Origin of the sequence: Pyrodictium delaneyi (assembly GCF_001412615.1) — an archaeon.
Classification (GTDB): Archaea; Thermoproteota; Thermoprotei_A; order Sulfolobales; family Pyrodictiaceae; genus Pyrodictium; species Pyrodictium delaneyi.
In genome coordinates this window covers 1,229,530-1,254,613 of record NZ_CP013011.1, presented here as the reverse complement: position 1 = coordinate 1,254,613, position 25,084 = coordinate 1,229,530, and the positions used below count along the sequence as shown (strand labels likewise).

General features: G+C 56.9%; 24 protein-coding genes and 1 tRNA gene. 11 read left to right on the top strand and 14 right to left on the bottom strand.

Annotation, left to right across the window (positions count from 1 at the left end):
• Positions 1 to 17: 17 nt before the first annotated feature.
• Positions 18 to 317 (bottom strand): hypothetical protein, encoded by a 300-nt coding sequence (locus Pyrde_RS06445; RefSeq protein WP_143522237.1) that lies wholly within the window; start codon positions 315 to 317, stop codon positions 18 to 20.
• 107 nt (positions 318 to 424) lie between these two features.
• Between Pyrde_RS06445 and Pyrde_RS06440 the strand changes: the two genes are divergently transcribed.
• The 5 genes from Pyrde_RS06440 to Pyrde_RS10675 all read left to right on the top strand — a co-directional run bounded on the left by Pyrde_RS06440 (position 425) and on the right by Pyrde_RS10675 (position 6,200).
• Complete coding sequence (locus tag Pyrde_RS06440) at positions 425 to 2,614, top strand: CDC48 family AAA ATPase (RefSeq protein WP_055410822.1); 2,190 nt, start codon at positions 425 to 427, stop codon at positions 2,612 to 2,614.
• Between the two features lie 363 nt (positions 2,615 to 2,977).
• A complete protein-coding gene (locus tag Pyrde_RS10860) occupies positions 2,978 to 3,181 on the top strand; it encodes a hypothetical protein (protein WP_197272654.1) in 204 nt (67 codons plus the stop codon).
• Positions 3,139 to 4,761 carry a cytochrome ubiquinol oxidase subunit I gene (locus Pyrde_RS06435; RefSeq protein WP_307772131.1) on the top strand — a complete coding sequence of 541 codons (1,623 nt, stop codon included), beginning with the start codon at positions 3,139 to 3,141 and terminating at the stop codon, positions 4,759 to 4,761. Before Pyrde_RS10860 ends, Pyrde_RS06435 begins: the two co-directional genes overlap by 43 nt.
• A 96-nt stretch (positions 4,762 to 4,857) precedes the next feature.
• The gene (locus Pyrde_RS06430; RefSeq protein ID WP_055409203.1) at positions 4,858 to 6,006 is read left to right on the top strand and encodes a cytochrome ubiquinol oxidase subunit I; all 1,149 of its coding nucleotides are present in this window, start codon (positions 4,858 to 4,860) and stop codon (positions 6,004 to 6,006) included.
• Between the two features lie 17 nt (positions 6,007 to 6,023).
• A complete protein-coding gene (locus Pyrde_RS10675) occupies positions 6,024 to 6,200 on the top strand; it encodes a hypothetical protein (RefSeq protein WP_156328023.1) in 177 nt (58 codons plus the stop codon).
• Positions 6,201 to 6,532: 332 nt separating this feature from the next.
• Here Pyrde_RS10675 and Pyrde_RS06425 read toward each other — a convergent pair whose 3' ends face one another.
• From Pyrde_RS06425 to Pyrde_RS06390, 6 genes are all read right to left on the bottom strand, one after another.
• Positions 6,533 to 7,159, bottom strand: coding sequence for a KH domain-containing protein (locus tag Pyrde_RS06425; RefSeq protein ID WP_055409201.1), 627 nt, complete (start codon positions 7,157 to 7,159; stop codon positions 6,533 to 6,535).
• A complete protein-coding gene (locus tag Pyrde_RS06420) occupies positions 7,123 to 7,884 on the bottom strand; it encodes a serine protein kinase RIO (protein ID WP_231656700.1) in 762 nt (253 codons plus the stop codon). Before Pyrde_RS06420 ends, Pyrde_RS06425 begins: the two co-directional genes overlap by 37 nt.
• Before the next feature lie 171 nt (positions 7,885 to 8,055).
• A complete protein-coding gene (locus Pyrde_RS10450) occupies positions 8,056 to 9,267 on the bottom strand; it encodes an MFS transporter (RefSeq protein ID WP_180385540.1) in 1,212 nt (403 codons plus the stop codon).
• 229 nt (positions 9,268 to 9,496) lie between these two features.
• On the bottom strand, positions 9,497 to 9,841 hold the full coding sequence (locus Pyrde_RS06405; RefSeq protein ID WP_055409193.1) for a translation initiation factor aIF-1A: 345 nt from the start codon (positions 9,839 to 9,841) through the stop codon (positions 9,497 to 9,499).
• Between the two features lie 804 nt (positions 9,842 to 10,645).
• Positions 10,646 to 11,641: a hypothetical protein gene (locus Pyrde_RS06395; protein ID WP_055409189.1), complete on the bottom strand. Its 996-nt coding sequence runs from the start codon at positions 11,639 to 11,641 to the stop codon at positions 10,646 to 10,648.
• 47 nt (positions 11,642 to 11,688) lie between these two features.
• The gene (locus tag Pyrde_RS06390) at positions 11,689 to 12,723 is read right to left on the bottom strand and encodes a C-GCAxxG-C-C family protein (RefSeq protein ID WP_055409187.1); all 1,035 of its coding nucleotides are present in this window, start codon (positions 12,721 to 12,723) and stop codon (positions 11,689 to 11,691) included.
• 186 nt (positions 12,724 to 12,909) lie between these two features.
• Between Pyrde_RS06390 and Pyrde_RS06385 the strand changes: the two genes are divergently transcribed.
• A complete protein-coding gene (locus Pyrde_RS06385) occupies positions 12,910 to 13,698 on the top strand; it encodes a hypothetical protein (protein WP_055409185.1) in 789 nt (262 codons plus the stop codon).
• 519 nt (positions 13,699 to 14,217) lie between these two features.
• Here the strand turns inward: Pyrde_RS06385 and Pyrde_RS06380 are convergent.
• Together Pyrde_RS06380 and Pyrde_RS06375 are read right to left on the bottom strand one after the other, a co-directional pair.
• The gene (locus Pyrde_RS06380) at positions 14,218 to 14,628 is read right to left on the bottom strand and encodes a hypothetical protein (RefSeq protein WP_143522236.1); all 411 of its coding nucleotides are present in this window, start codon (positions 14,626 to 14,628) and stop codon (positions 14,218 to 14,220) included.
• A 160-nt stretch (positions 14,629 to 14,788) separates the two neighbouring features.
• Complete coding sequence (locus Pyrde_RS06375; RefSeq protein ID WP_143522059.1) at positions 14,789 to 15,559, bottom strand: hypothetical protein; 771 nt, start codon at positions 15,557 to 15,559, stop codon at positions 14,789 to 14,791.
• Here Pyrde_RS06375 and Pyrde_RS06370 point away from each other — a divergent pair.
• From Pyrde_RS06370 to Pyrde_RS06355, 4 genes are all read left to right on the top strand, one after another.
• Positions 15,551 to 16,639: an ATP-binding protein gene (locus tag Pyrde_RS06370; protein ID WP_055409179.1), complete on the top strand. Its 1,089-nt coding sequence runs from the start codon at positions 15,551 to 15,553 to the stop codon at positions 16,637 to 16,639. The genes Pyrde_RS06375 and Pyrde_RS06370 overlap by 9 nt on opposite strands.
• A 176-nt stretch (positions 16,640 to 16,815) precedes the next feature.
• Complete coding sequence (locus Pyrde_RS06365) at positions 16,816 to 17,265, top strand: Panacea domain-containing protein (protein WP_143522060.1); 450 nt, start codon at positions 16,816 to 16,818, stop codon at positions 17,263 to 17,265.
• Positions 17,255 to 17,872 (top strand): hypothetical protein, encoded by a 618-nt coding sequence (locus Pyrde_RS06360; RefSeq protein WP_055409175.1) that lies wholly within the window; start codon positions 17,255 to 17,257, stop codon positions 17,870 to 17,872. The genes Pyrde_RS06365 and Pyrde_RS06360 overlap by 11 nt, the downstream gene beginning before the upstream one ends.
• Positions 17,869 to 18,624 (top strand): hypothetical protein, encoded by a 756-nt coding sequence (locus tag Pyrde_RS06355; RefSeq protein ID WP_055409173.1) that lies wholly within the window; start codon positions 17,869 to 17,871, stop codon positions 18,622 to 18,624. The genes Pyrde_RS06360 and Pyrde_RS06355 overlap by 4 nt, the downstream gene beginning before the upstream one ends.
• Before the next feature lie 300 nt (positions 18,625 to 18,924).
• Here the strand turns inward: Pyrde_RS06355 and Pyrde_RS06350 are convergent, their stop codons facing one another.
• The 5 genes from Pyrde_RS06350 to Pyrde_RS06325 all read right to left on the bottom strand — a co-directional run bounded on the left by Pyrde_RS06350 (position 18,925) and on the right by Pyrde_RS06325 (position 22,244).
• The gene (locus Pyrde_RS06350) at positions 18,925 to 20,118 is read right to left on the bottom strand and encodes a hypothetical protein (RefSeq protein WP_055409171.1); all 1,194 of its coding nucleotides are present in this window, start codon (positions 20,116 to 20,118) and stop codon (positions 18,925 to 18,927) included.
• Between the two features lie 186 nt (positions 20,119 to 20,304).
• A complete protein-coding gene (locus Pyrde_RS06345; protein ID WP_055409169.1) occupies positions 20,305 to 20,898 on the bottom strand; it encodes a hypothetical protein in 594 nt (197 codons plus the stop codon).
• 189 nt (positions 20,899 to 21,087) lie between these two features.
• Complete coding sequence (locus tag Pyrde_RS06335) at positions 21,088 to 21,381, bottom strand: hypothetical protein (RefSeq protein WP_055409166.1); 294 nt, start codon at positions 21,379 to 21,381, stop codon at positions 21,088 to 21,090.
• Positions 21,357 to 22,022, bottom strand: coding sequence for a hypothetical protein (locus Pyrde_RS06330; RefSeq protein WP_156328022.1), 666 nt, complete (start codon positions 22,020 to 22,022; stop codon positions 21,357 to 21,359). Before Pyrde_RS06330 ends, Pyrde_RS06335 begins: the two co-directional genes overlap by 25 nt.
• Positions 22,023 to 22,133: 111 nt before the next feature.
• A tRNA-Pro gene (locus tag Pyrde_RS06325) sits at positions 22,134 to 22,244 on the bottom strand.
• A 184-nt stretch (positions 22,245 to 22,428) separates the two neighbouring features.
• Between Pyrde_RS06325 and Pyrde_RS06320 the strand changes: the two genes are divergently transcribed.
• On the top strand, positions 22,429 to 25,056 hold the full coding sequence (locus Pyrde_RS06320; protein ID WP_156328021.1) for a hypothetical protein: 2,628 nt from the start codon (positions 22,429 to 22,431) through the stop codon (positions 25,054 to 25,056).
• Positions 25,057 to 25,084 lie beyond the last annotated feature (28 nt).

Here is a 25,084-nt window from a genome sequence, read left to right as displayed (position 1 = left end):
GGCAGCCGAGTCATCCTCTATAGCGGGCGGGCTAGTGGCTCGACCCCGATAATGTTTGCAGCGCGGCCTAGGAGGGCTAGCACGTCTAGCACGCCGCTACAGCTCGAGACTAGGCTCGGCATCGGCGCCGGCGGGTCTAGGCCAGCTTCCTCGACTAGGATGGCTGCGTCCTCTAGCGGGGGCTCGCCGCCGTCTGCTAGCTCGCAGAAGCCTAGCTGCCGGGCTAGCTGGCATAGCAGCCTAGCCGTGACGTAGAGTGCCTCACGCAGACCTAGACACGTCTCGTACACGTAGTCCTCCACGCCAGAGAGCCCCAAGAGGACGCCAGCCTCTCCAGGAGACTTAATACTACACCCATACTCCATAGACCATGACTATATAATCCGGCGCTTATAGCAATAAGACTCTAGGGGTGCTAAAAGGAGTGCCTTCCGAGATTCAGCTCCGCGTTGCCGAAGCCCGTAGCAGGGATGTAGGCAGGAAGATTGCAAGGATAAGCCGCGACGCTATGGCCAAACTCGGCGTGGAGGTCGGTGACTTCATAGAGATTGAGGGACCCCGCGGCGTCGCTGTGGCGCAAGTCTGGCCTCTCCACCCGGACGAAGCCGACAGGAACATTATAAGGATCGACGGCTTCATAAGAGAAGCCATAGGCGCGAGCATAGGCGACATGGTAACAGTGAGAAAGGCCGCCAACGTGCAGCCCGCGACGAGGGTCGTTCTGGCACCAACCGAGCCTATACGCTTCAGCAGGGACTTCGTAGAATACGTGAAGGAGTACCTCATAAGGAAGCCTGTCACCAGAGGCGAGACAATCATCATCCCGGTGCTCGGCAGCGGGCTACGACTAGTAGTAGTCTCGACCCAGCCAGCACAGTTCGTCTACATAACTGAGCAGACACAGCTCGAGATACGCGAAGAACCTGTACGCGAGGATCAACTACGCCGCGGTATTCCACGGGTAACCTGGGAGGACATCGGCGACCTAGAGGAGGCCAAGGAGAAGATAAGAGAGATAGTAGAGCTCCCAATGAAGCACCCGGAGCTATTCAAGCACCTAGGCATCGAGCCGCCTAAGGGTATACTCCTCTATGGCCCGCCTGGCACCGGTAAGACACTGCTAGCGAAGGCGCTCGCCAACGAGATTGGTGCATACTTCATAGCTATTAATGGCCCGGAGATTATGAGCAAGTATTATGGCGAGAGCGAGCAGAGGCTAAGAGAGATATTCGAGGAAGCTGAGAAGAACGCGCCAAGCATCATATTCATAGACGAGATAGACGCGATAGCGCCACGCCGTGAGGAGGTCACCGGCGAGGTCGAAAAGCGCGTAGTAGCACAGCTACTAACCCTCATGGATGGCCTGAAGGGCCGTGGCCGCGTCATAGTGATAGGCGCTACTAACCGGCCAGAGGCGCTAGACCCCGCACTCCGTAGACCGGGCCGCTTCGACCGCGAGATAGAGATACGGCCGCCAGACAAGAGGGCCCGCAAGGAGATACTCCAGGTACACGTTCGCAACATGCCTCTCGCCGAGGACGTAGACCTCGACAAGATCGCTGAGATGACGCACGGCTACACTGGCGCCGACCTAGCAGCACTAGCCAAGGAGGCCGCTATGAGCGCGCTCCGGAGGTTCATCAAGAGTGGTAAGATAGACCTTAACAAGCCGATACCCGCTGAGGTGCTCAAGGAGCTAAAGGTGACTATGGCTGACTTCCTGGAGGCGATGAAGTACATCCAGCCTAGCCTGATAAGAGAGATCTACATCGAGGTCCCGGAGGTCCACTGGGACGACATAGGCGGTCTTGAGGAGGCTAAGCAGCAGCTCCGCGAGGCCGTCGAGTGGCCGCTGAAGTACCCAGAGGTCTTCGAGCAAATGGGCATCAGGCCGCCTAAGGGTATCCTGCTCTTTGGCCCGCCTGGCACCGGTAAGACGCTGCTAGCCAAGGCTGCTGCCACGGAGAGCGGAGCCAACTTCATCGCGGTACGCGGCCCCGAGGTGCTAAGCAAGTGGGTAGGCGAAAGCGAGAAGGCTATCCGCCAGATATTCCGGCGCGCACGCCAGGTAGCACCGACCATCATATTCTTCGACGAGATAGACGCGATAGCACCGGCGCGCGGCATGAGGCACGATACTAGCGGTGTCACAGACCGTATAGTCAACCAGCTGCTAACAGAGATGGATGGCATCGAGCCGCTACAGCATGTGGTCGTGATAGCTGCTACGAATAGGCCGGACATACTCGACCCAGCACTGCTCCGGCCAGGCCGGTTCGACAGGCTCATCTACGTACCGCCGCCAGACAAGAAGGCTCGTCTAGAGATACTCCGGATACACACCAGGAAGATGCCGCTAGCAGACGACGTAGACCTGGAGAAGATCGCGGAGAAGACTGAGGGCTACACTGGCGCAGACCTGGAAGCCGTCTGCCGCGAGGCAGCGATGATAGCTGTGAGAGAGGCCTTCAAGAAGAACAAGAAGCCTACCACGACGGTGGTAAAGATGGAGCACTTCGAGAAGGCGCTGAAGGCTGTACAGCCTAGCCTCACACCAGAGGATATAAGGCGGTACGAGAGACTCGCAAGAGAGCTCAAGAGAATGGTACTCTAAACTCCATAGTGCCGGAATTCATTGCGTTCAATTATTTTCTTGGCCTATATCAAGTATTTTCATACCATTTCTCTTGACGGGAGAATTTCGTTCTCTATAATACTGCATTCTGAACCCTATCTCTACTAAATCATCTGTCTGCTATTGACATCCACATTTGATGTATCCTTGTTATCTAACAGCATATTTTTACCGAATTAGTTTCTATTATATTTCGTTTGATACTATTACAGTTATACTTAAAACTCGCAGGTGATGACAACATATGTAAACGGTACACGGGTTAAAAGCGATAGACAGTGCTTTCTAATCTGTACTTTACTTATGTAATATCGTGTTCCGGGCAAGAGGTGCCAGAGGACTATGAACCCGGTAGCTACTTGGGCATCTTACCCCGCTGCTGGCGAAAGAATCCTATCGTTCATCGGCATAGAAGTTCATTGGGCAATACTACAGTACGTCATTGGTTTGCCGTTCATGGCGTTTATAGCACTACTGTTGTATCTACGAAGCCGTGACGAAGACTGGAAGAGGTTAGCACATACACTAACCAAGGGCTTATCATAGTATTCGCTGTAGGTGCTGCTACGGGTACTGCTAGCGAGTTTGGCCTAGTGCTGCTCTGGCCGAATCTCACCGAGGCTGCTGGCCGCTACATCTACTTCCCGCTATACATGGAGATCTTCGCCTTCATCATGGAGGTAGTATTCATCTATATGCTGTGGTATGGATGGAAGCGTCTGCCCCCGAAGGCGCTAGCACTTGTAGCGTTCCTAGGCTTCCTTGGCGCCTGGTACAGCGCTGCTATGATTATCAGCGTCAATAGCTACATTGTTGCCCCGACCGGCATCATGCCAGCCTACAAGCCCGACGGTACTTACCTCTACGAGCAAGGCTACCCGAAGATAACTGTCTACATGCCCAAGGATATTGCAGCGCTCCTAGACGTGCCTAAGCTCCAGGCAGCCGGCGTAGAGGTGCTCGAGGACGCTGGAGACTCTGTGGTAGTAGCTATCCCGGTTAGGATAGTACAGCAGCTCGTCAGAGAGGCGTGGACTGGTGTAGCGCTAAAGGACAGTATACTCGCTAAAGGCGGGTTCATCGATGTCGAGGCGGCTAGTGGGCTTACTATGGATCAAGTTAGGGCACTTGCAGAGAAACTGGGTCTACCAGAGGCCACGCTGGCCGGCGCGGAGAACCCTGTTCAGGCTCTACTAGCTGTACCAGTGAAGAACGTGCTAGACTATATGCTGATGACTACTGTGAAGAAGATCGGCTACATGAGCGTGACCTTCAAGAGCCCCGTGTACCCGGCCAGCATAGTCCACACCATAGGCTCCGCATTGACAGTGGCTGGCTTCACCGCTATGGCCGGCTACACTATGAGGCTCCTAAGGATGCCCGAGAACACTGACCCAGGCTACCGTAGGTACGTCGAGAAGGCGTTCAAGTTCACCGCCATGTTCGCAGCCATCGTGATAGCTTTCCAGGGCATAGTGAGCGGTCACGAGATGGGCGTCGCAGTAGCCCAGTGGAACCCAGAGAAGCTCGCCGCTATGGAGGGTACTAGCGAGCACATATTCAGCCTCTCCCGGACGCTCGGCATAGAGAAGCTAATGGCCTTCATAGCCTACGGCTCTACGGAAGCACAGTTGCCAAGCTACGACGCAATACCAAGCGACTACTGTAAATGCGGGCTCGCAGGCACGCCGCCGGTAGAGGATTGCAGGCCACCGATAATGCTCCATTACGTCTACTACACGAAGATCAGCCTAGCTATGCTGATAGGTCTCTACGGGCTCCTGATGGGGCTGGTTGCTCTCCGCCGTGACTGGAGCCTAGCCGACCGGGTACTAAACACGCTAGGGCTACGGGAGAAGTATCCCCGGCAGCTGCTGAGGCTAGCGCTTGTCGCCGCTGTAGCTGCGCAGGTGGTCAGCACACTGGGCTGGGTTGTGAGGGAGGTAGGGCGGAAGCCCTGGACCATATACGGCGTGATGACTGTTGATGTTGCCCGTAGCTTTAACCCGCCGTCAACAGGGCAGCTAGTGCTAGTATCGCTGTACTTCATAGTACTGCTGGCAGCTTTGACGTATGCCGTTTACCGGTTCATATGGCTGCCAGGCAAGCCCCCGAAGACCATGTAGGGTTTTTGACCTATGTAGAGCTCCTACACGTTCCACGTACATTCATGCATCACATGCACCGTGTATGAGGGTTAAGGAGGCGAGGTGGCCTAGGATATGGTTGGTCTAGCGCCGCTATTCCTCGCTTTTACATTTGGGATACACGTGGTAATGGTGAACCTCGGTATAGGGCTAGCGTGGCTCGTGCCCTACTTTAAGATGAGAGCAGAGCGGGGAGAACGCGAGTTCGAGGACGTCGCTAGGACGTTGATGAGGTTCTACGCCGCCACGTATGGCGTAGCCGGTGTCTTCGGTACAGCGTTCACGGTATTCCTGCTGAGCTACTACCCGGGCTTCCTCGGCGTAGCCGGCAACATAACACTGATACCATTCGGGCTCTCGATACTAGCCATAGCGCTACACTTCTTCTCTATAACAGCATATTGGTATGGCTGGGGCCGCTGGAGCCGCCCAGTACACAACCTGATAGGCCTACTGCTAGGCGTATCAGCACTGCTAATACCCCTAGGGTTCCGCGTAGTCTTCGCCTTTCTCAACATACCTGCAGGCCTAGGCTACGACCCCGCTGAGGGCAAGCTGTACTTAGACGTAGGCGCTGCACTAGCAAAGAACCCGACATTCCTACCACTCTACCTAAAGAGCATAGTAGCAGCGTTCACCGCCACGTTCATGGCCGTTGCCGGCGCCTACGCATACAAGGCATTCTTCCGCGCCGAGAGCGAAGAGGAGCGGAGGATAGCGCTACGCGTAGCAACTATGCTCGCTAAGCCAGCCATAGCCGGGCTAGTGGCTATGGTGTTGCTAGGCCTCTGGTACGCTATCTCCCTGCAAAACATACCCTACAAGTTTAACAACGTGTTTGCCGACCTCGGCTGGAATGTTGGCAACGGCAAGGCCTACTACAGCGTGTCTTGGCTCTTCCTGCTAAAGATGATGCTACTTGCTGTACAGTTCGCAGCTCTAGCCTACGCGCTACCAGCCCTAACGAAGGGCAGCCTCGACACCAGCAGGGCCAAGCTACTACTCTACGGCGGCCTAGCAGCACTAGCCACTATCGCTGCAGGTGAATACGTTAACGCGTTCAGCCAGTACCCGTTCTTCATAGCAGTCTGGCCCGATGTGTTAGCAGGAAATGTGCCTATAGACGCGCTGCAGAGTTTCGGCATCAGCATACCTGCTGAGGCTCTACCAGCAGTAGTCAGTGCCGTTAACTCCATTGTACTCCTCGAGGGGGCGACAAGGTAGCAACGATACTCTCGGAGATGGGTATAGCCAAGTACTTCAACTTAAACGAAGTAGTCAATAGGATAGCGATAGAGCCCGGTGTAATAGCAATAACTCTAGTGTTCATAACAGCGTTGATGATAGGCGTCGCGTACCTGCTATACATACTATTGTTCCCGCTAAGAAGACTTGTAGCTTCAACAGCTAAAACGTAGAGCGAAGACCTACTGGTCCATATACTAGCTCATTTTTCTATCATACGGTTTCTTCTCGGTTATCCCCTCCTCCTCTGCCTCAGCTCCCCTCATATCCTCTAAGTCTATACAGCATATGGAACATCATATGAAGGTTCAACTAGACGGCCGTTATCCTCGCTATTGGCGCGAAGCAATCCCGTCCAGGCACGTATCTTAGAAAACTAGCAAACCTTCATAGTATATTGTTCTGGTATGGGGGCTCAGTCTTCAGGAGACACCCCATCCCTGGGGTCGGCTTTCCTGGCCCTCTTCACAGCCCCTAGAGGGCGGAGAAGAGGGCATAAGTTGGTCTAGAAGGGCTGCTCCCAGAGCTGGGTCATGCGGCTTCTGCGTACCTTGAACATTGTACGCTCCAGGAACCTGTAGACTGTGCTGTGTTGTCGGCCCTGGATGAGCATTTCTATTGCTTGCTTTGCTATGTTTGCTGTCTCGAAGTCACCTATTATGGCGACGTAGTTATCGTATATCGAGATGTATGTGCCAGTCATCTCCTCTATGGTCTTCCGGGCCTTCCCCTTCTCGCCTATAATCCTGCCCTTCACTCTCTGGAGGTGGTTAGGCGCGTCTCCCACGTACTGCTTGAGGTCCACTACTACTAGTATCTGGTCGTCATCGAGTAGCCTCATCGCCCTCTCCGGGCTAAACCCGTAGGCTATGGCCTTCACTATCTCCTGGGCCTTCATCACCATGAAGGGTGGTACGTCCGGGGACTCCGGCTCGATTATCACCATGCCCGTGGTGCTGTCCACAGTTATCTTGGTGCGGGTCCGCTTCATTATCTCGGTCTTGACCTTACCTCCCTCGCCTATGAGTACGCCTACCCGCTCTGGGGGCAGCTTAGCGTAGAGCCTTAGCAGGCCCGGCACAGCAGCCTTCTGCTCTACTCGCTTCTCTTCTCGGGGCACTGTATCCTGCATGCTTTCACCCGCTCTAGCAACTCCTCTGGTTCGGGCAGCTCCACTCCTAGCTGCTTAGCGAAGAACCTGTATATGTTCTCCACGTCGTGGCGAAGAAAGTCCTCAGCATTAGGATGCTTCAGAGCCACCGCTTGCGCTACATCGATGACATAGAGTTTACCGTCGATATACATTAAATTATACTCGCTGTAGTCGGCATGAACGAGTCTAGCGCAGCAGTATATCCGTGTGTACTGCTCTAGGGCTTCCCAGGCCAGCTGCTCGGCCTCATCCGGCTCGATCTCGTGCCTTATCTCGTGGAGCGTCGGCGCCCGGAGCCCATCGCGGCCAATAAACTCCATGACTATGATGTTCTGGTAGACTAGGTAGGGCTGAGGTACCCGGACGCCGGCCTCATACATCCTCTTAAGGTTGCGGAACTCCTTCCTAGCCCAGGCGAAGAATAACTTCTTAGTGTTGCTCGTGTCTACGTTCTCGAATCGGGGGTCGCCGAGCAGGTACTTCTGTATACTCTTCCGGAACTCCGCCGTCACAGTGAGGTATATCTTGACAGCGTATTCGCGGCCATCCCTCCCGATCGCCCGGTAGACCCGGGCCTCCTTACCCGCGCTCAGCACGCCCGCGAACCGATCTAGCCGGAGCCGCCTCATGACCTCGTAGGCTGCGAGAAGCGTCTGCCGGTCCCAGACCTCCTCCACAGTCTCGAAGAGATCCTTATCCTTCAACCGTTTATAGCGCCGGCCACCCAGCAGTCAACACCCCGAACAGCTGTACCCCGAGTAGACTACGCCTTCTAACAAGGTGCGTATGCTCAGGTATAACTTCTACCGCCTAGCAATATCGGCCAGACCGCCAGGCTGATCAGGCATCTAGTCCCGGTCCCCTATAGCCGGTTTCTAGCTCTTCTCCCCGCCATGCCGCCGCCTAGCGCTCGCCGGGTATAGGGCTAGCGTGACTGCGAGCAGCACCGCAGCTGTTAGGAACGGCGTAGCCTCGCCCCGGAGCCCGGCCAGGGTCTGGCCGTGGAGCGTGTCGTAGAGCCGTCCTGCTATGATTGGGCTCACCATGTGGCCTATGTTCGAGAACGCGTTCGAGGCGCCTACGAGGGTGGCCTGGAGGCCCGCTGTGAAGGCCGCCGCGTTCCTGGTGAGCGGCAGGCTGCTCCGGGCAGCCGTCATCGCCAGGGCGAGCCCCAGGAGAGCCCCAGGGAAGCTCGGGGAGAGGCCTAGAGCTAGGCTACCCACGAGCCCCATGGCTAGTACTGCTGCGAGCACCGGGGCCACCCCTACACGGTCCGCTAGGGGGCCGACGGCGAGCCCAGCAACGAACGAGACCACGCCTGCTAGGGCGAGCGACGATGCTAGAGCCTGGCGGTCTAGCCCGTAGACCTCGCCGAGGTAGATGTAGAGGAACTCTTTGAGGAGGCCAGAGAGGTAACCGGCAGCGAGGGCCGAGAAGAGTATCCACACAGCTAGCCCATCACTCAGCACGTCTGGTAGCCGGCTCCGGCCAGGCCCCTTTCTCCCCGCCCGAGGACCGGCCGGGGGAGCAACGCGGGACGCGTAAGCCATAACGGCCGCCGAGGCCGCGAAGAGCCCGGCTGATAGCCGGACCGCGTCCTGGTTGCTGAGAGGCAACAAGCCATAGAGATACTGCCCCGCTGAGACGCCGAGGCTCCCCGAGGCAAAGTACACCGACATGATCGTGGAACTCCAGGGAGCCGCGAGCACCGCCGCCACTGTCTGGGTGACCGGCCACAGAGCACCGCTCAGGAACCCCCACACCGCGTTGAGCAGTATTATGGCCGAGGGCGACCCCAGGGAGGGGATAACGTAGACGATGACGGCTATCAGTACTAGGGGCAGGAAGAGGAACAGCCTCCGAGCAGCCGGGGAAGCATCGGCAGCAAAGCCGGAGAATACTGACAAGAACGCCCGCGCACCCATAAACCAGCTAGTAAGGCTCGAGACCAGCAGCGCAGACGCGCCGAGATCGTCGCGCAGATACTTGGCGAGCGCCAGCCGGGAGAGACCCGCAGCCACACTAGCCAGGAAGACAGCTGCGATAATGGCGGCCAAGGCCGTAGCCGCGCCACGCCGTAGAGCCAACGCTACACACCACGGGCCCGGTTTTATGCTCAGCCGGCGGCTCTAGCCACCCTGCTGGGGCGGCTATAACACCGGGGAGGCCGGGGAGCCCCAGTAGCCGTAAATGAGGCCAGAAAGCAACTAGGTATCCAAAGCTCCTGCTGGCAGGAAAGGAGCCTAGACATAAGGCCTGGCAACGTAAAAACTGAGGTAGCTGATCTCTCGCGCCCTGACACCTATACACCGGCGTTTAGGCTAGCTCCTCTGCTAGCTCTAGCAGCTCCTGCGGCACAATACCTTTCTCCACTAGTTTACGGAGCTCCTCCCGGGAGTACCGGTATACAACGTCAGCACGATCCGGCTTGAAGTCCCAGGGAGCCGCGAGCACTATGTCGCCCTCCCGCATCCACATGCGGCGCCGGAGGCTCCCCGGGATACGCGCCTTCCTCTCGACACCATCCTGACACCTAATGAGTAGGTGGTCTGCACCGAGGAGCCTAACCACTACACATAGCATGGTACCCTCTTCTTGATTCGGAAGAGGTATCTCCTTCTTACTCTCCTCCTCTCTCCTCCCACGCTTCCTTTTGACCAGGGTAGCCTCACCCTTGGTTCCAAAGCATATAGGCCTATTTTTAGTTCCTCAGCCATGCAATCCGAGACGGCCGGGGGACCCTAAAGAGCGAAACGCTCCATGTCTTGCATATCAAGGCTAGAGGAAGCATCTAGCTAGCCTTCATGGCCAAATGCCGTACACATTCATCTTTAATCACAAGCAGTACATCCAAGGGAACACCACGGGCTATCATTTGAAAGCGGGAGCTAGAATAGGCTTCCTCCACTTCTATAATGACTTCATTCCACATAAGACGTACAACACACCGTTTCGCATCACTCATAAATACTTCAAAAACGGTCTCTAGCGAGATAACGTTTAACATATTTAGACGTTCTTTGATACGCTTCATAAATTTCCGGAAGAGTTTACAATCACCCTCAACATAGACATTGACTATACCTAGTGTTATGAAGCCTAAATCGAAGCGCCCTCTGCTAAGAATATCTGAAATCCCGTAGTGTTGAAGCAACGTCGCCAAGCAGCCACTATAACAGAGCCCCCCCCCCCCCCCCGGGAGCACTCTGTGTGCTACGGATTTTAGTTGGCGTACTGGCCATAGCAGACACCATTTCCCGACAATGCCATAAGCCCGTGTACGATATTCCGTAGCCAGTGAAATACTCTCCTCAAGGTCCCCCAAATATCTAGTACCCCACACACAGCTTACTAGAACCCAACTTTAATCAAACCCAAAACTCTAAGCAAACATACATTTTAGCATAAACATATATAATAAAAATATTAAAATATTTCAGCCTTGTACGGGACTATGTACTATTCTTACTTGCTATCATCGGCTGTAAGTGCTGGGTCACTCGAACCCGTTAGCTCACGTATCCATTCGGGGTGTTCTTCCTTAGCCCGCTTCACCGGCATCTTGCCATGGATGAATGTTGGATCCATTGGGAATATCTTCGGCCTAAAGTGCGTGTATGCTATATGTACCATTAGTATGAATGTTATAGCTAGTATCGCCTCTTTGAAGTGCATGACCCAGAGGACTCCGCCGAGCACATCGGGGCCGTATAACAGTATCGCTACACCTGGTATCCCTAGTACCGCCATACCCCAGTAGATGCCCCAGTACTCGAAGAGCTGCTCTGGATCATACTTGCCGAAGGGCTCCGGCTTCATCCTCGGGTTGAAGGGCCTCAGCAGGGTCTTTACCACGCCGCGTATGAACTTCCTACTATAGATCTCTAGCATCGGGAACTTCTCGCGTAGGCTCTCCCCGCGGGCCTTAGCTATCAGCGCCATCGTCGTATACTGTGCGAAGTGTATGATAGCTAGTAGCCCCATGGCTATACCCGAGTATACATGTATCGTGAGTAGTGTCTGCCTGGGCGCCAGCACGTCCAGGTGCGCAGCCATACCCGTCACAGCACATACTGTGAACGTTATTATCATCCATAGGTGCTGGAGGCGCTGCCAGAGGGAGAGCCTCTGCACCCACTTGTCCTTCTTCGCCTCCTCGCTCCTGTAGTACCTCCTCCACTTACCGGCTTCGCGCGCTTCTACGATGAAGTTCGCTAGCACCCACCACGTGCCGATGACAGCTATCACTATTATGAGTACGTCGAAGGCTACGGCTATGAAGCTGCGCCACCACAGGGTGCTGGACAGGTTTATACTGCTTATCTCCTGGAGCTTCACAGCACCGTCCCGGAGTAGCACCTCTATGGCGTACTTGTAGACGAGTAGCCAGCCTAAGCCGAGCAGTACGAGTGTACCTATTAGGCTCCCTATGAGGCTCCCGAGGCTGGAGCGCGCCGACAAACCACTAACCACCCCCCTACGCCGTCAACATGGCTCAGCTAGGCTCGCTACTGCCGCTCCTCCTTGTTCTTCGAGGATGCTAGTGCACCAGCTACCACTCCTATGGCTGCGCCAGCTGCTGCGCCGGCTGCGAGGAGCCCCTTAGACGAGCCAGCCTCTTCCGCGGGCTCGCTGCTAGGCCTAGCTATGTCTACGAAGGTGTGAGCGTGGGGCCTCATGTCGGTGTGGCAGCTCTCGCACTGCATGTAGCCGCGCGTGAACTGCCCTATCTCATAGTCCTTGCCCTTATAGTGGCAGACACGGCAGCTAGCAGTAGTGGGTGACAGTGTGAGCGAAGCTGCTACCTCCTCGAGTCTGCCACGCTTGTAGGCGTTTAGCAGCTCGACCGCCCTAGCCGCTATGTCCCCGGTTAGGCGGGCGCAGCGCTCCGCCCTCTCCTTGGAGCCGCTCGCGTAGCCGGAGACCCGGCACCACTTGCTCACGGATACGTGGCATAGTACTGAGCCGCTCACGCTCTGCGGGAGCCACTTGTCGCTCTTGAGCTTCTTGACGTAGAACTCCCCCTTAACCGCGTACTCGTTGCTCTTCTCAGTCGGCAGAGGCGTAGTCTCATAGTACCTCATCAAGAGCTTCCCTATCTTGTCCCACTCCGCCTTCTCGCCGAGCACCATGTTTATCGCCATGAGGGCGCCGTTCAGCGAGCCGCATAGGCTCGCCCAGCCCACGGCGCCGCCGTAGCCATACTGCATGAGGCCGGGGATGTGCCTCCCCTCCTCCAGGGCCTTCATGACCTCCTCACGCGATGGTATGGGTAGGAGGGTCCACGGGTAGCCTATCTTCTCCTTGAGCTGGACTGTTATCGCCCAGAAGGCTCCGCCCGCGCACTCGAACATGTAGTACCCTAGGTGGCCTAGCTTCCGGGTCTCCTCCGGGTCCAGCTCTACGTAGGGCCATGGGAGTGATGGAGCCTCCTGCCCCGCGGCCTCCCCGGCTGCACGGGCTAGGGGTGTTAGGCGCGATACTGCTAGGCCTCCTAGGACGACTAGCATGGTCTTCTTTACGAATTCCCTCCTAGACACCATCGCCGGACTCCAGGTTGGTAGCCATCACCACCATCGAATCTAATTCATTTTATTATCTAGAATGTTAGCAAATATTGACTATGCTCGCCAAGAACATATTCTCAAGGCTTTTGAGAAGACTCTATTATCAACAAGTATTAATTAGGCATTTACTTAAGACAATTGGGTAGCGATAGGAGGTGGAATATGCAAACCCTCGATGCATTCGAAGAGAGGGTACAGAGGCTGTGGCAACGCCTAATACCCGAAATGGACGATAACGAAAAGAGGATACTACTCTGGTACCTCAGAACCGGCACAGCGACACCCTACCGCATAGCACGCCTAGCACACATAAACACAGCAACAGTCTACCGCAAGGCAAAGAAGCTAGTAGAGAAGCGCGTCCTCCTACCCATAGAGTCCAACAAGGGGAGCCTAGCACTATCCGCCAAGGGGTGCATAGCACTCTACACCAGCAGGTTAATCACCGCAGGCACGCTAGCAAGATGCATCAGCGACGCCTGGGGCTTCCAAGTCACAGCCAAGGAGCTACTCGGATTCCTATACCTCCTAGGCCTCGAGGCCGAGAAACGGAGACTAGACCTAACAAGCATAACAATCTGCAAATTCGACGAAGCCTCCATACACGTACTAAGACTACTAAAAGACGCGATACTAGCACACATACGCGACGGCACCGGCATCACAGAGGCCCTAGACGAGATCGCCTCCGGGTACGGGATACCACCAGACTACCTCCGCGAAGGCATCCAGCTCGCCCTCAAAAGCATCTCGAAAACACTACCGCTAACGATACATACTGAGCACCATAAGATAATACTTTTCGTACATGGGAGACTAATACTTCCTTTCGTCGTCGAGTGTAGAAAACGGTGTAAGCACTATAGGAAGAGCCTAGGCTTCGACTGCCCCAAGGCTTACCGTGAATTGCAGCGCTATCTTGCAATAGCAGTACAGAAAAAAACATGCTAGCTTCTACTGAAATTCCATTAGGTACCGCAACAATGTTATCAACATGCTACTAAAAACAACATAACTTAGAGGCATTAATCCAACTATCATGGCTTTATGAAGCTGTTCAGCTTATATCTTAATACTTCTCTACGTAACACATGTACACATTTATTAGAAGGTCTAAGCTACAAATCTCTACTATCTCACACAGCCCGCAAGCCCTATGTAAACCAGAGCCAGGAGGAACTATGGAGCCATGAATCAAGACTGCCCCATTGCAGTTGCCGGCATGCCATCACTGTAGCGCATTACGAAAGTCACGAGATGCCTAATATGAAGGTATGGTGAGGACTACAATACCTCCAGCCTAGGCATATTATGGCATCACTCTCCATAACCCCTATATTAACCCCCATATAGCCTTGCAGTCCGGAAGCTCCACAAGCCCGCTCGACAAGCGTTGATGAGACTAAACCTGTTAGAGAGACTCCATTGCGACGCAGCTATTCACCCACCACGGTGCCCGATTGATTCCTTCTAAGTGTTATAGATCCTGAGAGTAATTAAGGCCTCCTTAGGTATGCCGCGGATAGTAACGCTGAGCCTCCTACCGCTTTGTTCCTCATCCTTTATCTCAATATTGACCTCATTCCACATCAAGCTTATCCTATGGCTATCAGCGGCTGAGAGAAGCCCTTGTAGCAGGGCGGTAAAGGCGTCGTGCGCGTCCGGGTTGATTCCTCTAGCTACCTCCCTAACACGTACTAGTATTTTCTCTAGCAGTTCACAATCGCCTTCTATAACAGTATACGCAGTACGTATGGCATGAATGATCTCGTCTGGCACATCAATACTCTCCAATGCTGTGCCTTGAAAACGGTGCATCAGCTCGTATAGACCGCCACTATAACAGACTCCCTTATGCTCTTCCCTCCGATGTGTATCCATTCATCCCCCCCCCCCCCCGAGAACAAGATTCATGAACTCAAGCATTCACACAGAGCTGGGACAAAACTACAGCAATACCATACGCCAAGACCGCAGCACCCTTATAGTTACCCTCTTAGCAGCAAGTGCGTAATATACCTTGTCGCTTAGGCCTTGGAATCTAAAGCCCTAGCAGCCCCGGGCTCCTGCCACCGGAGGATAGGGGTACGTTTTCGGCTACCCCGGTCTGGGGCCCCCAGGGGACTCTGCTACCCGGGGGCGGGCTGAGCCCTAACGAGGGGCTGGGGAAGCTCCTAGCCGAGAGGTGGGAGGAGGCGTTCCGAAGCGAGGTCGGCGTAGACGACGAAGAGGCCAGGATGCTGGTTTGCCGGAGCGGGAGCATGTGCTGCGGCGTCGTCTGCGGCGAGGTGCTCGCGGTAGAGGGCTGCCTCTCCAGGGCCTGGGAGCTGCTAGAGCAGCTCGCCCGGGCCTCGAGGTGTAGCCGCCAGGCCCGCTCCGAGGCCTCGCGGAAGCTCCACAAGCCTCCCAGTATGCTGTCCCTCAGAGCTATGCATGCTGGGCAGACGGCGAGCCCCCGTGGCTCCCCGCGGGGCCCCACCGTGTAGACGAGGAGCGCGCCGCCGTCGCTCGCCCCGGCCCTGCACCGGTGTAGGCAGTGCTCGAAGCAGCCGACGCTGCGCTCTACGCTGCAGAGCTGGTGGAGCCTGGAGTAGAACACCAGGGAGAGAGCTCCTAGGCCGACAAAGTAGTCCCTGCCGCCCAGCTCCAGTCTGAGGATGGAGCCGGGTACCCCGGCCCGGGAAGCCTTCACCAGGGGCCAGGGAGGCTGCAGCCAGCCGGAGCCGGCCCTCTGCAGCCTCCTAGAGGGCCGCGTAGCCGAGGCCGGCGACGTGCCGGAGCTGTGCCGCGGCCGCAGCTTCCCATGGTCCATGGCCATGCCCGGGGGCTGGGCTGGCCACTACTCTCCACCCGGGAGCCCTGGGCCCGGGGCGCCCCCGTCGGCTACGTGCTGGGGCCGGGCGGCCGCCGCCGCGCAGTCCTCCGGGCCCCCGTAGACCTCGGCCACACGGGGATACTCGGCGCCACGGGCTCTGGCAAGTCCACCACGCTGAAGGCCCTCGCACGCGCCCTGGCCCGGCAAGGCGCCTCCGTTGTCATCCTCGACTGGGAGGGCGAGCACACCGACACGGCCGACGAGGCCCTCGAGCCCAGCGAGCTGCGAGCCAGCCTGCTAGGCGCCCCGGACCCCCGCGAGGCCGCCGAGGCGCTCGAGAGCCTCCTAGCCGTGCTCGGCGAGAGCTACCAGCTAAGCCCCCTCATGCACATCCTGCTCGCCAAGACCCTCTCCACGACCCGGCGGCGGATACACACAGTCCTAAGAGCCCTCGAGGAGAGAGCCGAGAGCGTGCCTGCCCGCGACGTGAGGAACAGCATCTACGCGCTACAGCGGAGGCTCCAGGCACTCCGCCCAGTCCTAGAGTTCCTGAAGTCCGGGCCCGGCAAGAAGCTCGACCCAGCCGAGCCCAGGCCAAGCCGGGTATACGCCGTCGACCTCAGCGGGCTCCCGCCACGCAGCCGCAGCCTCTACGCCCACGCCGTCGCCGCCCACCTCCAGCAACACCGCCGCCCAGGCCAAGACCCCCTCCTATACCTCGCCGTCGAGGAAGCCCACAACACCACAGCCCCAGCCACGCCCATGGAGCAGCTACTCCTCGAAGCCAGGAAGAAGAACACCCGCCTAATCCTAGTCGCCTCACACCCAGCCCCACACATACACAACCTACACACAATCATAGCACACCGCCAGCCAGGCACCGAGCCAGCCCACCGCCTCGCAGAACAACTAGCACCCAGACCCGAGGCACGCACCGAGCTAGCCACACTACTCCTCAACCCCCAGAGGACAGGCAGTAGCAAGAATAGCAGGAGCAAAACCAGTACTAGCAGAAATCACAACACCAGGCTAGAGGCGCAGAGCCCCGCCCAGAGCGACGCCGCTAACATACACTAACATACAATAACCAGAGCAGTATTACCGCTATGCGTGTCCTAGGCCCCACATAGCTATGTTCGGGTGGTGTGGAGTATGTGCCGTGTAAACCGGCCCGCTAGACTGTTATAGGTGAATAAATAAAAGACTTGTTATATGAGTACCCGTAGTACAGGAGGGCGTGTGGGGATAAGCTTGTGCCAAGGTTGGATAGGCGTCAGGCAGCCGTTCATTACTTGCTAGAGGTGCTGGGGAGGCCCGCATCGCGCACAGAGATAGTTAAGATGATGTTTCTGGTTGACCTGGAGCTGGCGCGGAGGGGGCGGAAGCCTCTCTTCCACTGGCTACGCTGGCACTATGGGCCGTTCTCCCGGGAGGTGCTCGACGTCCTCGATGCGTTGGAGGAGCAAGGCCTCGTGGACGTAGAGAGGATTATCGACGTCTGGACGCTTACGGTGCGCAAGATAGAGTACCGGGCGGCCCGGAGGCCCGCCGCTCTATCACTCGATGATGATGCTCGCTTGGCTGTGGAGAGGGTTGCCAGCTGGTGGCGGGGCCGCAGCCTCGAGGAACTCATACGCTATGTCTACAGCCTCCCACAGGTTCGGGGGAAGAGGCTGGGGGAGGTGATAGAGCTTGAGCAGTAGCACGGCGCCCGAGGCTCTGCTAGGCGCTAGCCTGCTAGGCAGCGTGCTGGGGGAGCCGGAGGAGCACGAGGAGATTATCCGGGAGGAGGTGGAGCATCGGCTCCGAGAGCTAGCCCGCCGGCTAGTAGAGCGCCTGGAGGAGAGCTATACGTCCTCCACGCCGTGCAGCGGCTGGGAAGCTGTCAGGAGAGCCGAGGAGATTATAGAGGAACTCACACAGGGGGAGGAGACCCAAAGCATTAAGCACCTTCTCGAGTATATCGATGTCGAGAGCTACGTCCGGGAACAGGCTAGGCTCTTCGCAGCACGCGTCGACGAGCTGTATGAGGACGTCTATAGACGCTATACTGGCGGCCGCGAACTCGCCGAGATAGAGCCGATACTAATGACGCTGACAGCGGTCAAGACACTATACCTCACCTCCGTAGAACATGTGGAGCACATACATGTCTCGCGAAAAGCCGTAGCCCTCCTAGCAGCACTAGCCGTACTAGCGAGGCAGAGGCGCCTAGACATAGTCAAGCAGCTACCCCGGGTAGCCGAGGAGATACTAGCCGAGCACCTCGCCGGGCTCCAGAGGCTAGAGGAGGCCAGCCAGATGCTTTGAAGCTCTACGCCCTCGACGTAGGGGTGTACGCCAGAGCACCACTCCTTCCCCATCTAGCCCAGCTTACCAGTGGTGGCCGATGCATCGTCACCCGTGCAGTGCTCCAAGTGTTCCGGCACCGGCTCCAGAACAGCATACGGTACTTCCTAGAGAACTATAGGAACATTAAGCAAGCCGTGTTAACACTGTTTCCCCGTCATAGCCGCAGGCAGAGCATACAGCAAGCACTCAGGCTCCTCGAAGCGGCGCGGCAAGGCATGGAGGATGTTCTACTCTACACAGCCCTACGGGCCATCCACACCGCACCCTCTCCGAGACAGAGCGCAGGCCTCCTCCTAGAGAAGCTGCTAGTACTGTTAGATAACACACGGCACACCATTGGGCTGCTTGACACCCTCTACTTCTGGCTGCGCGCCGCCTCGTCAACGGGACCCATACACTCCCTCGCAGCGAGCATAGAGCATGTACTGAACCACTACTTGGAGAACACTCTGGGCTGTACAATCGGTGTAGGAGAAGACTATACAGCACTAGCACGAACTGCCACACGGCTAGCAGAACAATCCAAGCTAAAGGATAGAGAGGACGTAGCTGTACTGCTAAGCCTCTGCACCCTAGAGAGAGAAATAACGAGCAATGCCAGCGAAATAGTACTACTAACTACCGACCACAGAGTAGAAGACACCCTCAAGAAGCTGCGGAGCCATAACGGATGCCTTGCAAAGATATCCATACACGTAACCCAGGCATAGCCTCTAGCATAGACACGCCACCCCACGATAACCGCAGGAGCCGCGCATTCAGCGAACAACGCCACATTCCTAACGAGCTTCCCAGAGCGGGCATAATAGGAGTTAATTGTGTAGTATAGGGGAGCATGTGCACGGCAAGGGAATCCGTCACAAAGCTATAAGGCCTGAGATATATAAATTTCTATTTCATACTGAAACACTAGAGTGCAGCAGCAATGCATACCCTGGGCTTCAATGTTGATGACATAAATGTAGAATGGAGCCGCTCACTAATAAGTATGTAGCAGTATATCAAGTAACCTAGCGTCCAGGTGATGTGATGGTAGTTGCCTTACTGGTTAAGTCTTCTAGGAGTTTATGGAGGTGTTTGCGTCTCACTCCTATTCTAGAGCCATTGCGTATAAGGTAATTCTTTAGCTCTTGGAGAAACGACCCAAAGGACGCCTTAGACTTCGCGCCGTATATTATGTTCTCTACTATTTTATCTAGTGCGCGGCTGTTGGATAACGTGTTTACTATGTAGCTTAGGGCTTCTAGCTCCTTGAGTGTAGCTGACAGCTTCCTGTTTAGCTCTGAAAGCTCTCTTGTGTCACAGTGTTCTGTGTTTGCTAGTTCTACGAGGTAATTGTAGCGCTGGATTAGTAGGCGCTTGGCCTCGCTGTAGAGCCTCGCCGTGGCCGTACACCATTCCTGCGGCGTGAAGGGTGGGCAGACGGGCTCTTCTGCTTCTAGGGCTCCTAGGATATCCATGTAGGCTGTGGGAAGAGTGGAAACGTCCCGCTCAATTAGGGCTTTTACGAGGTGTTTTAGTTTCTGATGCTCGGCTCGTAGGAAACGGTCTAGCTCCTCTCTGCTAGGCTCTACGAAGCCCTGGCCCCTCTTCCACAGCACGATGTAGGGTACGCCGGTAGCTAGTCTTGACGACCTGCAGCCCTCGTCAAGTGGGTCTACATGTATCTCGAGTCTTTTCCCGCTCCACCCCTTTCTGACAAACCTATCTAGGAGCCCTACTGGCCTTAGTCGGGGCACGGCGGGGAGCCTAGCTACATAGCGTAGCCAGGATATGGTGAGAAAAGGAAGCCAGTTGTTGAGCCATTTCTCCTTGAACCCTAGTTCTAGCAGCTCTGCTCTATATATCCTGGTCAAGGCCTCCATCGTGGCCCTGCCGGTCTCGTAGCTAAGCTCATAGGCCATCTCTAGTAGCATAAGTACGCTCTTCCGTAGTATCTGGTCGAACTCCCACCATTCCTTCATACGTTCCTCTCTATGGCGGCAAGCAAGCACCACATCAATATCGCCAGCATCCTCTATGCGTAGAGCTGAGCCAGTTAGACCCACGGCTTCCACGGCCACCGGGAACTCGGAGTGGTTAAGTTCCTCGACCCGACTCACCGCGTGCAGGAGAGCCCTCAATGCAGTTCTGTCGCGCACAAGATTTGTAAGCCTTCTTTCTATGTTTGTATTCTTCTCCGTAGCTGTTCCCCCTATAGTCAAGACTGAGACCCAGCCTGGTCAACTACGCGTCAATATGGCGGCTAAGATAAGATATTAGCCAGGTAGTACCGTGAATAACCGGTAACCAATACAAACCTCTCTACGCAATCAGGCTTGCCATTCTCTCGGGCAAGCCTCCCCCGTAATACTACGTATCATGTCTACGTTTAGTGGAGCAAGAAACAGCTACCGGATCCGTATCACACCATCCCTACACACCCTCAGCTCTACACCCTGGGCTATAGTCACCCACTCGTCCTCCTCCCTCGAGGCCTCTTCGTCCCCGCGCTTCTCGAGCACTGCCCGGAGGTATGGCGTGCATAGGAGGGGGCCCTCGACCTCTAGGCAGTCGCCGTCCACGCGCGCCTCCCAGAGCATGGGCTCGTCGCACGCCGGCCACGTGGAGAGCCCAGCGTAGGCCGCGGCTGCCGCGCCCGCCTCGGCGAGGAGCTCCAGCGTGTCCACTGCCGGTGGGATGAGGCCGCGGGTGCCCCGCCACAGCTCCTCGAGGCCCACGGCCCGTAGCTCCTCTACCTCGACGGTGCAGCTGGTGGAGGCACCTAGGCGGCACTCGCCGCCGACAGGGAACACCTCGGCAGCCAGCACGTCGCCCTCGAGGCGGCCCGCCAGGTAGAGCACACCCGAGAAGCACTTCCCGCGGAGCCGTAGCCGGGCCAGCCCGCCCTTCTCGAGGGCCCGCCTCGCGGCCTCGGGGAGCGGGTCGAGGAACCGGACTGCGAGGCTACAGGTCTCCTCGCTAGCCTGCAGCTGGGCACGCATAGACCCAGCACCCCGCACGGAGCTGTGCATGGTGTGGCTTGTGGGAGGGGGAGGACTGGGGCTGGTCCTCCCCCTGCTCGTCGGCCCACCGGGCCGTGGAGGCCAGGGCTAGGGCCTCGTGCTTGACCGTCTCCGCGCACTCCTTGCAGCCAGCCCTCTCCCTGTACATCGCCGCCCTTAGCCGCCGGGCTATGGCCCGCACTGCCTCGACGGCCTCCTCGTAGGGGCCGCCGCGCCGGGCCAGCTCGGTACCAGCATCCTCGCAGCCAGCAGCCTCTTGCCCGGCTCGTAGATGGCGTTGACTAGCCTCCGGGCCCTGTCCCCGTCCGCAGTGCTCAGCGACAGCCTCAGCATAGCCACCCCGTCGCCGCGCACCCTGACCCCGGCCACGTTGAAGCCCTCGCCGCGGAGCCGCTCGTAGAGGGCCGTGAGGAGTTCGGCATCCTTCATACCTATCTCTATAATGCTCGCCTTTGAGCGCACATGCCCCTCGCTGTCGATGAGCCCGCCACCACGCTGTAGAGCGCCCCGGAGCCGGACTCCAGGCACCGCATTAGGTCGCTACGCACACCGGCCTTGCCCTCAGCGATGCCGCCGAGCCCTAGGCTCCTCAGCGCGTCAAGATCCAGCGGCGCCTTGAAGCACATGTTCAGCCCCGGCCGGCCATCAGAGCAGAACGCAGAGCCCATACTCCTCCTCCCAGCGAACACCATTATCCGTAGAGCCCCGGCGAACAGCGTCGCAACCCTAGGCGTATTGACCCTAGCCACCACCAGCACCCTAGTCTTCTTCACACGCACCTCCACCACGCCGTCGCCGTAGACGAACGCCAGAAGCCCACAGGCCTCAGCAAACCCCCTACCACTCGGCCTAGGCACCGCTTCCACGCCAGCCATGACGCCAAGCTGCCTCGCAGGCCACGCCTCCAGCAAGCCCAGCACGCTGCACCTCGCCCCGGCCTCCTCGGCACCCCAGCCCCCTAGGCCACGAGAAAACACGCCAAGACCACGCGCACCCGACACACGCCCAGAGCCAGATACGACGCGATACACCCCGCGGTAGCTGGTGGCAGCTCCCCGGGGCCCCGGGGAAAGAAGTCCTCCTTCTCCAGCACAACCAGTCACAACCACAAAGCCGCTGCAAAACCACAACAAGACAGGAGAGACGGCAAGAGCCCGAAGCTACACAAACGCCAGGGAGAACGAGGAGGAGATTAGGGTTTAATTGTTTAGCAATGGTGGGGCCGCCGGGATTTGAACCCGGGACCACCAGCGCTCTGGCGCCCGCCCTGGGGGCGGCGGGGTGCGTCCCCAGGCTGGCATCCTACCAAGCTAGACGACGGCCCCTTCTCTGGTGTTCCGTGTTTGTTGGCTTGTGGTTGTTGGGCTGGGGTTTATTTGGGCTGCTGTGGGTGGGGTGGTGTTTTTGTCGGCGTGTGTGTTTGTGTTTGTTTTTGTTTGTGTGGGGTTGGTGATAATAAGGTGTATAGGTGTGGTATAGTTTCTTGTTATACTCTGGGGCGTGTCTGGTATGCGTGGTTTGTCTAACGCTGTTGCTGGGCTTATTGTGTTGAGTTTCCTGTTGGTAGCTGTGATGCCGTTTGTAGTGTCTAGTGTGCTTAGTTCTACTAGTGTTGCTAACTTGGTGGTTGTCGGGCTGGGGGAGAAGCTTAGGGCTACTGTGCCTCGGCTTAATATTACGTTGACTGATACGGGGCCTCCTGTTGTCTACCGTGTTGAGAATCTTGAGGCCGGGGATGTGCGTGTTGCTGTGCTTGTTGTGAAGAGTGATTCTGGCGATGTGCTTGTGTTCCGGCCTGGTGGTTGTCTGGAGGGCTGTGTGGTTGGTAATGTGAGTGTTGATGTCGACTTGGTCCGGGACGCGTCTGCTAGGGGTCCGGAGGTGGTTATGGCGCCTGGCGGCGTGTTTGAGGTGCGTATTGGCGGTGGTAAGCTTCTGGGTGTTGCTACTGCTTCTGGTGGCTATGCTCCTGTGTACGCGTCTACTGTAGCGCAGTTTGCACAGGAGGCTGCTGTGGCGCAGAGCCTTAAGGGCACCTACTTCACGTTCTCTAATGCCACTACTCTGCTTGATCTTACCGAGAATCCTGACGTGGTGTTGACGACTAACCTCACGTCGGATACCACGAATACGTCTATACTCTATAGTGGCGTTATGAAGTCTGCGTGCTACTATGGCTATTCGCTGAGTGCGAGCGGTGACGATGACGAGTCTGTCTCGGGGACTTATAGCTATGTTGAGGGCGCCTTTATGCCGTATATAGACTACCTTGAGCTCTCGAAGGTGTTCATGTCGAATGCTGTTGTTGTTGCCGGATCCAGTATTGTAGGTGGTGCTGGCGGCGACTATAGCAAGCCCCTAATACCAGTATCAGTCATGGTGTCTGCGTACGCGCTAGCGCCGGATCCTATCCTGCAGCCCCGGCCAATGCTCATGTATATCGAGCTCGGCGACGGCGAGCGCGTATTCTGTATGGCGTCGTACTTTGGCAGCGTCGCGTACCCGTCGGGCGCGTCGACCGACGATGACGACGAGCTGGAGGGCCTCCGGCTCGGCTGGTTTGGGAGAGTATTCGTCTCCAGCGGCGAGACTGCTAGCGGTAACTTCATCAAGCTATGCTGGAGTAGCGGCGGCGCTACCGCTGAGCGTATAGAGGAAGTACTATACAACATGACGCTATCATCTATGAATGCTGCGAGGAAACCGTCCTTCGAGCTAGTACTCGACGGCGCAAGCTTCGACGTACTAGCCGGGGGCATAGACATAGCTGACTACGACTACGGGCTCTACGCAGTGCTTAAGGCTGTGCCCTCGCCTAACTACGAGCTCTACGGCATGTTGTACTGCCCCTCGTCCTCGATAATATACGTCAACGCCTCCAGTACTGGGCTCGACGTAGTAGCCGGGACGGCTGAAAGCCCCTGCAGGCTCCTCGTAGCCTACAACGATACGAGTAGCAGCCAGGACTACTACTTCGAGTACAGTGTCAGCTACCTCGAGCTTGTGTCGAGCAACACGACTTACAGCGACGGCGTCGGCGAGATACTCAGCGGCACTGTAACGGTGTACAACGCTACACTAGTGGACTCCGGCAGCCTGGTAGGCGAGACGGCTGCGGGCACTACCGGGTCTGGCAGGGGTAGGTGGTGGGTCTCCGAGGCCTCCGGGTCATCCGGCTACGTGTTCGTGAACAAGTTCCCGTATAAGTTGAAGTTTGTCAGCGTTAACGTCCCGAAGGGCAGCCTAAGAGTGTACTACAGCTATATAGACCAGCTTCTAAACGATACAGACGCGTTCGGGTTCTACTACTATAGTGGATGGCTGTACAACGTTACATCGGCTAGCCAGTCGGCCGCCGCGAGCATATACGTCAGGATAGACAGGTTCAGCGGCAGCGGCGGCGAGATAGCAATCTACCGCTTCGTACCGGGTGTCACCGGCGGTCTAGATCCATACTTCTTCCTAGCCGATACCGACGGTAACGGCCTCACAGAGATGATATTCATCACGGAGGAGGTTGCGCCGGGCTACTCCGGCACACGCGACGACACCATAGCCAGCGACGGCTCGATAACCTATGTCTGGATACCGTCGCTAGGCCTAACACTGACGGCGACATCACTGTTTATACCGCACTACGGGTACGCGTCGTTCTTCGACGCGAGCGACTATACTACCCCGATAAACTACATAGGGTGCCAGGACTGGTCTACAGCCATGATCTACCTCAAGTTCGCCAAGGACTTCGCGGTCAACGGGGCGCAGATAGCGCAGGTCTCGGTGCAGTTCCGCTACTACTTCCACGACAACGCCGGCGACGACACCGAGGACGTGGAGAACCCGCTTAACGGGCTCTTCGGCTTCTACCTGGTAGACGCTAACGGCACGATAACGACGAGCCGTGAGTACATCTACCAGGAGTTGTCGATATACGAGGACACTTGGCCGCCCAACAGGAACTTCATAACCGATGCTGTCTACCTACCGGTCCCCGAGGAGCCGAAGACCTTCTACGTCGTGTTCGGGTTCAACGACCCGTATGGTGTCAGCCAGCAGCTAAGCGGCAGCGGCGCGTATAACGACCTCGAGTTCAGCGTCGCAATAGAGTGGCTTGGCATGTGGCTGCTCAGCCGCTAGCCAGTATGGGGCCGTATTTTTGGGGCAA

What these genes read in the sequence shown, in the direction of transcription:
- Pyrde_RS10860 (WP_197272654.1), top strand. Translation starts at nt 2,978, where the DNA reads ATGAACCCGGTAGCTACTTGGGCATCTTACCCCGCTGCTGGCGAAAGA.
- Pyrde_RS06430 (WP_055409203.1), top strand. Translation starts at nt 4,858, where the DNA reads ATGGTTGGTCTAGCGCCGCTATTCCTCGCTTTTACATTTGGGATACAC.
- Pyrde_RS10675 (WP_156328023.1), top strand. Translation starts at nt 6,024, where the DNA reads ATGGGTATAGCCAAGTACTTCAACTTAAACGAAGTAGTCAATAGGATA.
- Pyrde_RS06425 (WP_055409201.1), bottom strand. Translation starts at nt 7,159, where the DNA reads ATGCAGGATACAGTGCCCCGAGAAGAGAAGCGAGTAGAGCAGAAGGCT.
- Pyrde_RS06390 (WP_055409187.1), bottom strand. Translation starts at nt 12,723, where the DNA reads ATGGTGTCTAGGAGGGAATTCGTAAAGAAGACCATGCTAGTCGTCCTA.
- Pyrde_RS06385 (WP_055409185.1), top strand. Translation starts at nt 12,910, where the DNA reads ATGCAAACCCTCGATGCATTCGAAGAGAGGGTACAGAGGCTGTGGCAA.
- Pyrde_RS06380 (WP_143522236.1), bottom strand. Translation starts at nt 14,628, where the DNA reads ATGGATACACATCGGAGGGAAGAGCATAAGGGAGTCTGTTATAGTGGC.
- Pyrde_RS06370 (WP_055409179.1), top strand. Translation starts at nt 15,551, where the DNA reads ATGGTCCATGGCCATGCCCGGGGGCTGGGCTGGCCACTACTCTCCACC.
- Pyrde_RS06375 (WP_143522059.1), bottom strand. Translation starts at nt 15,559, where the DNA reads ATGGACCATGGGAAGCTGCGGCCGCGGCACAGCTCCGGCACGTCGCCG.
- Pyrde_RS06345 (WP_055409169.1), bottom strand. Translation starts at nt 20,898, where the DNA reads ATGCGTGCCCAGCTGCAGGCTAGCGAGGAGACCTGTAGCCTCGCAGTC.
- Pyrde_RS06320 (WP_156328021.1), top strand. Translation starts at nt 22,429, where the DNA reads ATGCGTGGTTTGTCTAACGCTGTTGCTGGGCTTATTGTGTTGAGTTTC.